Genomic DNA, 13,924 nt, shown 5'->3' on the forward strand with positions numbered 1-13,924 from the left:
ACTATTGATTCAATCCAGTCTATTCCAGAGCTTTTTAAGCTATAAAAACCGATACAATACCAATGCCTGAGGCTGTAGCACAGCGAAAACCCGGCGACTTAACGCGCCGTAATAGCTTCTCCCTATTACTCCTGGTCTATAAAATCAGTTTCGTTGCAGTCGCGCCTACCGCGCGAAACCTACGAAAAAACTATGCCCAGCCATAATGTTCGCCATAGCACTGATATTGACTGTGCCGGCCATGCGCAGCACCCTAATGTGCTAACTACGGTTCTACGCCGCCCTGGATTAGTTAGCCAGTTGATATTGGTTATAATAGCTAAGATCGTGTTCTTGCTCTTCTTCAGGTACACGCTCTTCAGTCATCCCCAGGCATCGCACATGGCATTGCCGCCGGACCAGGTCGCGCAAGCGTTGTTATCTGTGTCTACATCACATCCACCTGCTCCAGGTAATCATTATGATAAATAGCGAAGTCGTCGATCTCTCGCGACTGCAGTTCGCCATTACTGCTCTGTACCACTTTCTTTTTGTTCCACTAACCCTGGGTCTTTCTTGGTTGTTAGTCATCATGGAGACAATCTATGTGATGACTGGAAATCAGGTCTATAAAGATATGACCCAGTTCTGGGGCAAGCTGTTCGGCATCAATTTTGCGATGGGCGTAGTGACCGGACTCACGCTGGAATTCCAGTTCGGAACTAACTGGTCATACTACTCACACTATGTCGGCGATATTTTTGGTGTACCGCTTGCAATAGAAGGTTTAATGGCATTCTTCCTTGAATCGACATTTGTTGGACTGATGTTCTTTGGCTGGAACCGCCTGCCACGCGCTAGGCATCTTATAGTCACATTCCTCGTCGCACTCGGCTCCAATTTGTCTGCGTTGTGGATCTTAATCGCTAACGGATGGATGAACCATCCAGTCGGCGCTGAGTTCAATTACAAGACGATGCGTATGGAGCTGACCAGCTTATCTGAAGTAGTGTTTAATCCAGTTGCGCAGGTTAAGTTTGTTCATACTGTATCGGCAGGCTATGTAACGGCAGCGATGTTTGTACTCGGAATATCTGCGTGGTATCTTTTAAAAAAACGCGATGTTGACTTTGCATTGCGCTCGTTTGCCGTCGCAGCTGGCTTCGGATTAGCCTCAACACTATGCGTCATCGTTCTTGGCGATGAGTCAGGCTACACGACTGGTGAAGTCCAGAAAGCTAAGCTTGCCGCAATTGAATCGGAATGGATTACCGAGCCAGCACCTGCCCCTCTTACTATATTCGGATTGCCGAACCAGGATAAGCAACGTACTGACTACGCTCTGCGTATACCATACGCACTAGGACTCATTGCCACGCGCTCGGTCGACCAGCCTGTAGTTGGACTGCGCGATCTTATTTCTCAAAACGAACAGCGTATACGTAGCGGTATTATTGCATATGGAGCGCTGCAAAAGATGAAGCAGGGTGACGTATCTGATACAACGCATGCTGTGTTTGATGCTCACAAAAGCAATCTTGGCTACGGAATGCTTGTTAAGCGCTATGCATTAGACGTCCCACACGCGAATGACGCGCAAATCGCCGAGGCAGCTAAGAACTCAATTCCTCCCGTGATGCCGATATTCTGGTCATTCCGACTGATGGTCGGGCTAGGTTTCCTATTTCTTTTAACATTCGTGCTTGCTTTTTGGTTATGCGCTACTCGAAGCATCACACATAAGAGGCGGCGCTGGTTTCTACATTGGTGTGTTCTAGCAATTCCATTGCCGTGGTTTGCCGCTGAGTTTGGCTGGATCGTCGCTGAAATGGGCCGCCAACCGTGGACAATCGCCGGTGTGCTACCGACATTTTTATCAGCCTCTAGCTTGTCGCCCTTAGATCTGTATTTGAGTATTGGCGGCTTTATCTTATTCTACACAGCGCTATTCGTCATCGAGATTACGCTAATGTTTAAGTATGCAAAGCTTGGACCATCGTCACTACATACTAAACGCTATCACCACGAGCAGCTGCAGCCGTATGACAACACAACAATCGTTTGACTCAGAATCATCACTATGTTTGACTATCCAACTTTAAAGGTCATTTGGTGGGTACTAATCGGTATCCTGCTGCTTGGCTTCGCGCTCACTGATGGCTTTGATATGGGTGTTGGCGCACTACTGCCATTTATCGGTAAAACCGATACCGAGCGTCGTGTGATTATCAACGCAATTGGCCCCACCTGGGAAGGCAACCAGGTATGGTTGGTCACAGCTGCTGGCACAATGTTCGCCGCATGGCCTCTAGTATACGCCGCCTCCTTCTCCGGATTCTATTGCGCGATGCTACTGGTGTTGTTCTCGTTATTTATGCGACCAGTGAGCTTCGAGTATCGCGCTAAGCGCGAGAGTCTCCGGTGGCGCACGAGCTGGGATTGGGCGTTGTTTGCTGGTAGCATAGTTCCAGCGCTTATATTTGGCATTGCATTTGGCAACCTGCTACAAGGCGTGCCTTTTCGCTTTGATGATGAGCTGCGCGTGAGCTACTATGGTAGCTTCTTTGCATTACTGAACCCCTTTGCGGTACTATGCGGTATAGTAAGCAGCAGTATGCTGATTGCGCATGGCGCTGCATTCCTACGCATTAAGACTGAAGGAGTAATAGCGCGACGCGCTGCATATGCGTTACGCATCGCGGCACTCATTACAGTTATACTGTTCATCATAGCCGGTATTATGGTGAATACCCGAATAACTGGCTTTGAGATCACTTACATGGCACCGCTGGCCGGGCCAGCTAATCCGCTACTCAAGCGGGTAGCCTCAGCACCAGGTTTGTGGACAGCTAACTACGGCATCTACCCGTGGACTATGCTCGCGCCGGTTCTAGGTATTACAGCTGGTGTAATCGCGATAGTGTTAGCCGCATCAAACCTTACCATCTTAGGTTTCATTATGACGGGACTGTTAGTAACTAGCATCATCCTAACTGCAGGACTTTCAATGTTCCCGTTTATTATGCCATCTTCACTAGACCCGGCCAGCAGCCTGACGTTATGGGACTCAATGTCGAGTCCTCGTACTCTAGGTATTATGCTTATTCTGGTAATTGTCTTTGTTCCGCTAATTATACTATATACTAGCTGGGTCTATAGTATAATGCGAGGCAAAGTCACTGAACAAGGGGTTCAAAATAATACACACTCGATGTATTAATCAGTGCTGACTTTAACCAACTGATCTAACGGAGCATAACATGTGGTATTTCAGCTGGATATTAGGTATTGGCTTTGCACTCGCATTCGGCATTATCAATGGAATGTGGCTTGAGTCGCATAGTCACGCACAAAGATTTACAGAGCCAAATACAGAGCAGCAGTAAGCCGAAATAACTTATATCAGTTAATAGATTTAGTAAGCTTTTGAGCTTTGCTCAAATTATTGTCGACGCCATGAAACATCTCAACATACCCTCTGCCACAAGAAGCAACCCACGGTACTTTCTGGAAAGCTTATTTTAAGCAAGGTATTTCAGTATAACTATTAAAAAATTTAATGTTGTAAAGCCCACAGACTATACTCTATTATTCTAGTATAAAAAAGTTATAGTGTATTGGAAATATTACATGGCATGTATACTCAAGTCAGAGTAACCCATCGTATTATCAAGGCTATTTGTGCAATTATTTTCGAAAAATACGTGTGAAACGATTTAGTTACCTCTCAAAACAGATTTAGGAGGTTTGTACTAAACTAGTTCATATAAATAGCGTATAGATCACTATACAACATGTTTTATAACACATAAAGTACGCATCATCATAACTAGTATCTTGTTGTATATCAATACATAGTAAGATGCGGAGGGCTGCATGTTCATTAGTTTCTAATATAAAAACCGGGCTTGCATGTAGTAACGAGCAGCCCGTTATTATACTTCTCTTTTAGTAAAGAGTATTGAGTGATATAATTAAAAAAATTCATCGGGTCAAGTTACTCATCGCCAACAAAAATAAAACCGATTCCGAGTAGAATCCACTGCCTTAGGCCAGAAGGCACTACATCACACCATTTCCCCTGGTATAATTCCAGGAATTGGGCCTGTTTTGATATCACTCACATATAAAAAATATAAAAAGTGCATAACATCTATCGTTAATAAGATAATTCTATGTATTACTAACTAGTATACGAGTAGATAGAGTATCTAGAATTAGATCTTTCTGTTAATTATTTTTCACGGCATCGGAAATATATAGAAGACAGATCTCCCGGAGAGGTAACTATACACAGTTACTCTTATTCTCAAGAAATGTTAGTGAAGAGTAATATCAAATCCATGATAATGTGCTTTATATCGCAATACCACCGTCTTCTCTTGCACAACACATCAAGAATAGCACCGAAAATAAAAATAATTTTATGAGTAGTACTGTAATATAGTCGAGTGCATTTGAAGTTTTTTTAATTTATTAAAAAAACATAATCAAACATGCAGACATAAAAAACATCGAAAAGATTATCGTAAAAATGAGAATCCGTATCGCAGTACGTAGAATATATTCGCTCTTTGTCAATCTTGAAAACGGGATCTTGAGTGTATTGACTATTTAACTACGCATCATAACTACATAAACCTGCATGCGGCATACCGAATATAATGTATTATGGTAAATATGCGATGTTCCACCGCAAAGAGTTTTTAGCATTATAAAAAGCCGAATATATACACTTCTACATCTAGTCTTTTAATACCAAACATGGAATCGGTTGACTATATAATTCCATTTTTTCTACTTTTCGTCTTACGTTTCTATCATCTTAATAGCGCAGAATATTAATCGATAAAGCATTATGTGCTATATAAATTCATAGAAAAGAAGCAAAGCCAAACAAGCCGTACTAAATCTTTACTTGATAAGAATATACATCATAATATATTAATATCGCCGTCTTCTGGGCAGACGAACACTGAGACATCAAGAAGACATCCTGCGTGTGGCACGCCAGTTATGGCTAATCTCATTGACGCGAACAAGTCCATAGCCCTCAGGAGTCATTTGGGCCACTGCCTTTTGTGCATGGCCATACACTATTTCAAAGGTAAGCGGTATCATACCATTGGGCGTCCGTTGTGCTTCTAGTGCATTAAGAAGGCGGTGATATATGCCGCGCGAAATTGGGACGTGCGATACATTAGCATTCTTTGTAGCTTGCGATGGTATCACTCCCCAGCGACGCACATCCGCTAGCAGAGCTTTTGGGGATGAGTACATCACTGTGAGTGTCTCCATATCCATTACCGAAATCTCAAAACCACTAGCAACTAGCATATCTCCACAATCGTGCATATCGATAAAATCAAGCATATACTGCACGATGCTGCTATCTACGGCTGACTTTGCGCTACGCAACTCTCGCAAAGTATCAGGGCCGAGCGCGGAGAACATGAGTATCCCACCAGTTTTTAGTACTCGTTTCCACTCAGTCAAAACTAAATCAGGCTGCACATGCCAGTGCAGAGCCAGGTTTGACCATAGCAAGTCAAATCGCTCCGGTGCAAATGGAAGTGCGCTAAAGTCGGCTTGTACTCGGTAACTCATCTGAACACAGCTCCGCGCGAGGTAACGCAGAACGGCTGCCGGTAATAAACGACGCCAACCGGTTGCTATATTGGCATTACCGCAACCCGACGAGTACTTGGCACAAAGCATTGCACGAGATAGATCTACGCCATAAATGGTTGCCTGCGCATATCTAGCGCGGAGTAAATCGATATCTTCGCCCGAGCCGCACCCAGCATCAAGCACTTGATCTGGCTGAAGATTAATATACTGTAATCGTTTATACATGCGTTGCGCGATCTCGCGGGGTAGAAATGCTACATCGCAAAATTTCGCAGCACGACGATCAAAAACTTGTCTGATTTGGCGCAACCTAGGAGCACTGTATGCGACTTGAGTATGTTGACCTGCCGATTGGTCATGATTAGTGAGCATGATCATAAGCTTTCGGAAAGAGCTATATTGTATTCTTTTGAGCTTATCGAACTAGCATCTCTTTTGCTTTCTGATGCAGCGGAGTTACTATGCTGTTTACGAAATCTGATAACAATATATTTGCTAACTATAACAACTGCATTCCGCCTTGCTCAAGTCGAACTGCATATTATTTTGCAGCTGATACTTGATAAGTATGATTAAAGTATATACCACAGCACACTGTTCGATACTTAAAGTGAGATTTATTAAAAAGCATAGCAATTTTGCTATGGCAGCGTAATATTAAAACGCAATGCATATTTTACATACAGCGCTTAATACTATTATTAAGCTTTAAAGCTTTTCAGTCCTAGTGAGCCGCTTCATCAGTTAGCAATTCACTTAAAATCTCCTTCTTATATCTGGCATCTGGCTCGGATGCAATTTTTTCGGCCAACTATTCTTTGGCAGACATGCTGATCTACATAACTCTTGTAGTATATACAACGGTACTCGGCACAACCATCCCAGCATGTAAATTTATAAGCTGGTGCATTCGCACTGCGCAAGACGGTCTTAGATCAACACGCATACATTGTTCTGCAATAGGATAGATATTTAGGAAAACGGCTCGATTCGCTAACATAAATGTTTAGGAGAGACTGGCGCTGCCTATTAACACCTGCATCAGCTCGCCCGCCCCACCAACTTATTCTATATTCAAAGTTATTGGAGTCGAACTCGAAACTGTGCCACATATAGAAAACTTTATGCGCCTGCGCGTAAACTAGTACTACTTTTCACCTGGTCGAGCTGCTAGACGTTCTGTAAATAACGCGAAGATACGCTGTACTAATCTTGATTTTGGTGTTGTATTTAGGAATAGAACAATTGTAGCTCGAACCTGCTCAATAGGAAGAGAAGCTTGCTGCGCATCACTGAATGCAAGGCGTAGCAATCAAATAGACAAGGTTGGGCGCTAGAACAGCGTGCTACATATCGCTAACGATTGAGTTATCGATCGTTGTAGCAAACAGCACCGGAGAGTTATAAACTCTACAATTAGTTGCCGAACATCCAATGCTACAACACTAGGACTCGCATTTTTATTTTCACATATAACGAACACAACTGTGTAGGTCGAGTTTGCTATATAGATAAAACTGACTATAGATAATATTCTGCATGTACATTGCACCCACGTGGAAATATATCCCAATACAATTAATCCCAGCGTGCATCCGGATTATAGCTGTAATCCCCGCAGGGACACTTGCATGACATAGCGCTAGTAGCGGACAGAAATTAAGACCCATCTAGCTTGGATAAACTGGGAAATAATTTCTACTACTTACTCCTTGGTAACGCCAGTGGGAGTCGACAGCATTTTCTTGCCTGCAACTATATCAGATATCAATAATGATTGAATCTAGTCTAGTCATAGCCACGCACCGAATTACGTAAGCTGGAATACTGCCTTTATGCGCCGCCTGCGCTGACAGCGGCCAGCGCAATACAGGTAAACGACCTCTTCACAGGTAAACCGCCTCTTATCAGCTATGTCCTAAAACAGAATAGGCTGAACAATATGCGGCAGCTTGGGTATGGCACCTAGGCTTCCCCATCTATTCGGAATGATGGTCTAATTCGTAGTGCCCAACGTACTAGCGTTAAGTATGGAAATTTTTATTTCTACTACTGCCCCCCCGCCCCACTATCTTCTAATAGTATTGAATGTGTAGCTGTGAAATCTTCATTAGGTACGCCGTTGCCTAGCTATCCATGGCTAGGAATAATACATTTCTCGTTTAATGATTGTAAATTAATTTTAACTAAGTGAATTAGTGGAAAGCCTGCTCAAGTGATTTTATCAGTGATGCTCGAACGTAGGTATCGAAAAATAATCGTTGGGCATGCGATTTCTGTAGACGGATCGATCTTCTTGTTCGGAATATTATATATAGCGCATTCAAACTTGTTTCGCGTCGACAGAAACGCAACCTTAGCAGCCACTTTCGCTGTAAGCAGTATCTATCACGACTACTTCGAACATGCCACTAGAAAGTCGATCTACTTGAGAATCAACTGTAACCTTAATACCAGGCACCTTCTATTAAGCCATAGGCTTTCGGCCAGACATCCTCTCATATGAGGACTATTAGATAGCCTCGAGAAGCGGTATAAGACCGTCGGCACGATCGAGTGCAGATAGGTCATCGTAGCCGCCGACGTGTATCTGGCCAATATATACTTGTGGCACCGTACGCCGGCCAGTGCGCTCAATCATTTCTATCCGGCGCTCAGGATTGCGATCGATTAGAACTTTCTCGATATGCTGTACACCACGCGACCTCAACAGCTTCTCGGCAATTTGGCAATACGGACAGTTCTGGGTACTGTACATTATTACCCGTCTCATTTCGACTCTTTTTGCTTGACGACCGGCATGTTAGATTGCTGCCACGCGTTCATACCACCTCGCAATGTAAACACTTCCACGTAGCCGGCTTTCTTCAAAATATAGTGCGCTTTAGATGAAAGCTTACTGTTTTGGCAGACTAGCAGCACTGCCGTGTTTTTATTTTTGACTAGCAAATCAACCTTGCTCCTTAATTCATCAAACGGCAGATGACGCGCTTGTGGCAAGTGACCCTGCCTAAATTTATCAGCACTTCTCAGGTCGATGATAATAGCGTTATGGCGATTGATTAATTGTGTAGCTTCCCATGGCGCACAGGATAAAGTAGCTCTGCGTAATAGCCAAACTGGCCATAGCAGAAGCGCGCCAGAGATGAAGGCAATCGCAATTAATACAAGGTTCACTAACTCAGAAAAAAACTTCACGGATAAAATGTACTTAAAAAAGAATTAGACTATTATAAAATACTTGAACAATATACTCACGTACGATGCTTCATTAGCGTACGAAATCAGCTGCCTATTTTCTTATTATTTTTCACATTAACATGTATAAGCTCGTTCTCATCCGCCATGGCGAATCAACATGGAATAAGGAAAACCGTTTTACTGGCTGGGTCGATGTAGATCTCACCGACAAAGGAATAGATGAGGCGCGGCAAGCTGGCGTACTGCTCAAGTATGCCAGCTATACGTTCGATGTAGCGTATACGTCCGTACTCAAGCGTGCTATTCGTACGTTGTGGCATATGCAGGATGCAATGGATTTAATGTATATCCCTGTAGTGCCTTCGTGGCGTTTAAATGAGCGGCACTACGGATTATTATCAGGACTGAACAAGTCTGAAACAGCGGCCCAGTATGGCAACGAACAGGTATTAATATGGCGACGCAGCTATTCTATAGCTCCACCAGCGCTCGAGCCGGCCGATCCACGTACATCGCATAATGACCGGCGCTATGCTCAGGTGCCGCGCGGGTTATTGCCACTCACAGAATGTCTTAAAGATACGGTTTCTCGGGTACTGCCAATCTGGAACGAATCAATTGCGCCAGCCGTCCAGTCAGGTCGCAATGTACTCATTGTCGCGCATGGAAACTCGATCCGAGCACTAGTCAAATACCTGAACAATATTTCAGATATCAATATCGTCGGGCTGAATATCCCAAACGGTGTGCCGCTCATCTACGAGTTAGATCAAAAGCTTAAGCCCATTAGGCACTACTATCTGGGTGATGAACGGGCGCTCGCTAACGCACAGATGGCAATTGTCAATCAGGGTAAGGCTATCTAATTTTTCAATCTATTTCCTAGATAGATCCATCTAAGAGCGGTTATACTTGCTCATATTTTTTCGCTAGCCACGCACTATAATATGCTACCGCAATTATTCTTCACTTTATGCGTAAGACTTTAAAAAACGCAGGTCTAATCGCCGCCGGTCTCGCGGCCGGCATGTTCATCACGCTCCAATTTTCGGCGTCTGCTAAAACTAGCGTAGCTGCATCATTACCGTCAGACCAATTGCAGCTGTTAGCTGAGGTATTCAACCAAATAAAGCATGAGTACGTTGAACCAGTCAACGACAAAGAGCTGTTGACTGCAGCAATTAAGGGTATGGTGTCCAGCCTAGATCCGCACTCATCATATCTGGACAAAATTGACTATCAAGAGCTACAAGAACAGACCCAAGGACGCTTCGCCGGGCTGGGAATTGAAATCTTGCAAGAAGATGGATTTATAAAAGTCATCTCGCCGATCGAGGACACGCCAGCATTTCACGCCGGTATTCGGCCAGGTGACTTAATTATGCGAGTTAACGATAAACCGGTACGTGGCATGACATTAGACCGGGTAGTTAGGAGCATGCGAGGCGTGCCTGACACTAAGGTCACACTGACCATTTATCGGAAAAGCGACGAGCGCACATTCCCGGTCACTATTAGCCGTGCAGTGATTACAGTCAAAAGTGTGAAGGCAAAAATTGTGCAGCCAAACTATGCATGGGTACGGATCACAAGCTTCCAAGAGCGCACAGTTCCAGATTTAGCGACCCAACTAACAGATATCGCACGGCAGCAACCTGGGCTCAAAGGCCTAATTCTAGACCTTCGTAACAACGGCGGCGGTTTACTACAAAGCGCGATCGGCGTAGCAGGCGCGTTTCTACCTCTGAATTCTGTAGTAGTATCGACTAATGGCCAGATTAATGAGGCCAAGAAAATTTATCGAGACACATTTTCAAACTATCGGTTATCGACTTTTAGCGATAACCCGCTGAAGAATCTGAACTCGATATACAAAACTGTGCCGATGGTTGTGCTAGTCAATGCGTACTCAGCATCGGCCTCTGAAATTGTTTCCGGCGCACTGCAAGACCAGCATCGTGCGCTGATTATGGGCGAAATCACATTCGGTAAAGGGTCGGTGCAGACAGTACGTCCAATAACCGAAAATACCGCGCTTCGCCTGACAACCGCATACTACTACACACCGAACGGCCGTTCTATCCAGAACAAGGGTATCTCTCCTGATATACCAGTCGACAGATTCATAGAAGGAGATTCAAATCACTCTCTAGTTACGCGTGAGATTGATTATTCAAATCACCTAGCCAACACGCAAGATCCCAACGAAAAGGCTGAGCAAGAAAAACGTGAGAAAAACCGGCTTGATCAATTACGTCATCTCGAAGAACAGAATTCGAGAGATATTTCGGAACAATGCGAGCAAGAACGAAACCGCCCACTTATTGAATTCGGCAGCAGCAATGATTTTATGTTGCAACAGGCGATACACCAGCTCAAAGGCGAACCAGTGCAAGTTTCCAAGACACTAAGCAAGAACAGACTATCCGGCTCCGAGCATATATTACATTAGTCTCTTTAGGAGAGACTCGACGCACCGGTCGAGGCTCTTTGGTAATATTTCTGGTACACCTCTGCGCGCATTCTCATAAAGACTGCAATGAACGACGACCAACTGCTGCGCTATTCTCGACATATCCTGCTTGATGAGATCGGTATTGAGATGCAGCAGCGTTTTCTAACAGCTCACGTGCTAATTGTCGGAGCTGGCGGCCTTGGTTCGCCAGCTGCACTTTACCTTGGTGCATCAGGTATTGGTACGTTAACATTAGTCGATTCCGACACGGTTGAGTTGACCAATTTGCAGCGACAGATCTTACATTCCAGCGATACTATCGGACAAGCTAAGGTTAGATCGGGACGTGCAACACTCGAGCGTCTTAATCCTGATATATGCGTACATGAAATTAGTGTACGCGCTGATGATATGCTGCTTCAGCAATGCGTATTGCATGCCGACGTTGTCCTCGATTGCAGCGATAATTTCGTAACCCGCCATGCAGTGAATCGCGCATGCGTACAACACTGTGTGCCACTAGTATCCGGTTCGGCATCACGCTTTAACGGGCAGATAAGTACCTTCGATGCGCGTAATCCCGCCTCACCATGCTATGCATGCATATTCGCGCCAGATCATCCGTTCGATGAAGTTTCGTGTTCGACGATGGGCGTATTTTCCCCGTTAGTCGGCGTCATTGGCGCAATGCAAGCAGCCGAAGCGTTGCGCTTGATTGCAGGCATTGGACGTACGCTAGCCGGGCGACTCATGTTGTTCGACGCGATGACAATGAGCTGGCAAACAATGTGTATTAGCCGTCAAGCCGATTGCTCGGTTTGTGGCGCGATGCAGTGTAATCCATCATCCTCTACGCTTGCATCAACCGGTCAAGTGCTGCCTGAACTTCTTCGGGCTTGTATGATGCTAGAATGTCTTCTACCGGCTTTCCTAGGCTTTTTAATTGCGTGCGAAGTACCTCTTGCTTGACCAGAAGTAACTGGCTTGGATGCATTGAGAACTCGGTCAGTCCCATCCCGAGCAATAGCTTCGTCAGAGTTGGATCGCCAGCCATTTCTCCGCACACCGATACCGGTATGCCCGCTTGCCTGGTTGCATATAGTGTCATGCTAATGAGTCTCAATATCGCAGGGTGTAACGGATTATATAAATGTGCGACCGCATTATCCGCGCGATCAATTGCTAATGTATATTGAATTAAATCGTTAGTTCCGATCGATAGAAAGTCAAATCGCTTCAGGAATAGGGGAAGCGCGATCACGGCAGCTGGAATTTCGATCATTGCGCCGACTAATATATGCGGATCATACTCCAGGCCTGCATCATCGAGCTGTTGCTTAGCTTGCGCGATTAGAGCTAGAGTCTGGTCGATCTCGCAAGCGTGGGCGAGCATCGGTACGAGAATCTTCACAGGCCCAAACACCGAGGCACGTAGGATAGATCGCAACTGCGTGAGAAACATCTGTGGCTCAGATAAGCTCCAGCGTATAGCACGCAACCCAAGAGCCGGGTTAGGCGCTACCTCGAATTCGTTGCGTGAGTTAATCGATTTATCAGAACCAACATCGATTGTACGGATTGTTACCGGAAAACCATTCATCGTCTGTACGACATATCGATACGCATTGAATTGCTGTTCCTCTTCGAGTAAATCGCCATGTGGGTTCATAAATAGAAATTCGGTGCGAAACAGCCCGACACCGACGGCGCCGGCATCCAGGGCAGCACGCGCATCGTCTGGTAACTCAATATTCGCCAGCAAATCGATCTTTGTGCCACATATAGTCTTCGCCGGAGAAAACTTTAGGCGCTGCAGCTTACGTTTCTCAAGCAGCTTTTTACTTTGTCGGCATGCATACTCCTCCAGTACAATCGGCGCGGGATCGACAATTACCACACCACAGTCGCCATCGATAATAATCATATCATCTTGACGGATTAGCAAGCTTGCCTGTTGCATTCCTACTGCTGCCGGAATGCTAAGGCTGCGCGCGACGATCGCAGTATGCGAAGTACGACCACCCAGGTCTGTGACAAACCCGCGAAATATCTGAGTTTTGAACTTTAGCATGTCGGCCGGTGCGATATCATGTGCAACTACGATCATTTCATCAGTGTCGCGCTTCATAGTATTATTTATTACAACAGTCGCTGGTAATCCAGCTAGCGCTTTCAGCACACGTTCAACAACCTGCTCAAGATCTGCCTTTCGCTCGCGTAGATACTCATCGTGTATAGCATCAAAATGCTTAGCCAGACACTCTAGTTGTTCAGTGAGTGCCCATTCGGCGTTGTAGCGCCGAGTTCGAATCAATTTTATGACCTCTTTGACAAGCAGCTCATCGTGCAAGATCAATATATGAACGTTTAGAAATGCGCCCATCTCGTTCGGCGCATCCGGCGGCAGCTCTGCACGTAATGCAACGAGTTCATCATAAACAGTCTGTTGTGCCACACCAAAGCGGATCACTTCAGCCTCAACGTTGTTAGGCTCAACCAAATAGTGGGCAACTTCTAGCGCGGCAGGCGCAATTAGGTACGCACGGCCGATCGCAATGCCCTGAGATACAGAGATTCCATGCAGCGTAAACGACACGCGCACCTCCTCTAGAGTTGTGTTGGGATAATGTAGGGGGTATCAGCGCATGTAGAAAACAA

10 protein-coding genes and 1 pseudogene are annotated in these 13,924 nt (G+C 45.1%); 7 read left to right on the forward strand and 4 right to left on the reverse strand.

All coding sequences use genetic code 11. The annotated features are described in order from the left end of the window. The first annotated feature begins 192 nt into the window (after positions 1-192). Genes cydP through cydX form a run of 4 tightly spaced genes read left to right on the forward strand, consistent with a single transcriptional unit; the run spans position 193 to position 3,365 of the window. Entirely contained in the window at positions 193-471 is a 279-nt protein-coding gene (gene cydP / locus GJV44_RS03885; protein WP_226806416.1) for a cytochrome oxidase putative small subunit CydP, read from the forward strand. Beyond that, positions 461-2,044 carry a cytochrome ubiquinol oxidase subunit I gene (locus GJV44_RS03890; RefSeq protein WP_226806417.1) on the forward strand — a complete coding sequence of 528 codons (1,584 nt, stop codon included), beginning with the start codon at positions 461-463 and terminating at the stop codon, positions 2,042-2,044. Before cydP ends, GJV44_RS03890 begins: the two co-directional genes overlap by 11 nt. A 15-nt stretch (positions 2,045-2,059) precedes the next feature. Beyond that, positions 2,060-3,199, forward strand: coding sequence for a cytochrome d ubiquinol oxidase subunit II (cydB, locus tag GJV44_RS03895; protein WP_226806418.1), 1,140 nt, complete (start codon positions 2,060-2,062; stop codon positions 3,197-3,199). Between the two features lie 40 nt (positions 3,200-3,239). Next, positions 3,240-3,365: a cytochrome bd-I oxidase subunit CydX gene (gene cydX / locus GJV44_RS03900; RefSeq protein ID WP_226806419.1), complete on the forward strand. Its 126-nt coding sequence runs from the start codon at positions 3,240-3,242 to the stop codon at positions 3,363-3,365. A gap of 1,597 nt (positions 3,366-4,962) precedes the next feature. Here the strand turns inward: cydX and GJV44_RS03905 are convergent. The 3 genes from GJV44_RS03905 to GJV44_RS03920 all read right to left on the reverse strand — a co-directional run bounded on the left by GJV44_RS03905 (position 4,963) and on the right by GJV44_RS03920 (position 8,808). Next, positions 4,963-5,988, reverse strand: a complete 1,026-nt coding sequence (locus GJV44_RS03905; RefSeq protein WP_226806420.1) for a methyltransferase domain-containing protein — start codon at positions 5,986-5,988, stop codon at positions 4,963-4,965. A gap of 2,134 nt (positions 5,989-8,122) precedes the next feature. Next, the gene (gene grxC, locus GJV44_RS03915; protein ID WP_226806422.1) at positions 8,123-8,383 is read right to left on the reverse strand and encodes a glutaredoxin 3; all 261 of its coding nucleotides are present in this window, start codon (positions 8,381-8,383) and stop codon (positions 8,123-8,125) included. Further along, complete coding sequence (locus tag GJV44_RS03920; protein WP_226806423.1) at positions 8,380-8,808, reverse strand: rhodanese-like domain-containing protein; 429 nt, start codon at positions 8,806-8,808, stop codon at positions 8,380-8,382. The genes grxC and GJV44_RS03920 overlap by 4 nt, the downstream gene beginning before the upstream one ends. 122 nt (positions 8,809-8,930) lie before the next feature. Between GJV44_RS03920 and gpmA the strand changes: the two genes are divergently transcribed. The 3 genes and pseudogenes from gpmA to GJV44_RS03935 form a co-directional block, all read left to right on the forward strand. Then, a complete protein-coding gene (gpmA, locus tag GJV44_RS03925; RefSeq protein WP_226806424.1) occupies positions 8,931-9,677 on the forward strand; it encodes a 2,3-diphosphoglycerate-dependent phosphoglycerate mutase in 747 nt (248 codons plus the stop codon). A 107-nt stretch (positions 9,678-9,784) separates the two neighbouring features. After that, positions 9,785-11,263: a S41 family peptidase gene (locus GJV44_RS03930; protein ID WP_226806425.1), complete on the forward strand. Its 1,479-nt coding sequence runs from the start codon at positions 9,785-9,787 to the stop codon at positions 11,261-11,263. A gap of 87 nt (positions 11,264-11,350) precedes the next feature. Continuing rightward, positions 11,351-12,094, forward strand: a pseudogene (locus tag GJV44_RS03935) (HesA/MoeB/ThiF family protein); the annotation flags it as partial. A 22-nt stretch (positions 12,095-12,116) separates the two neighbouring features. On the opposite strand, the gene ptsP reads toward GJV44_RS03935, so the two are convergent. Beyond that, complete coding sequence (gene ptsP, locus GJV44_RS03940; protein ID WP_226806426.1) at positions 12,117-13,862, reverse strand: phosphoenolpyruvate--protein phosphotransferase; 1,746 nt, start codon at positions 13,860-13,862, stop codon at positions 12,117-12,119. Positions 13,863-13,924: the final 62 nt, after the last annotated feature.

It is taken from the genome of Candidatus Vallotiella adelgis, from assembly GCF_020541305.1.
GTDB classification, from domain to species: Bacteria; Pseudomonadota; Gammaproteobacteria; order Burkholderiales; family Burkholderiaceae; genus Mycetohabitans; species Mycetohabitans adelgis.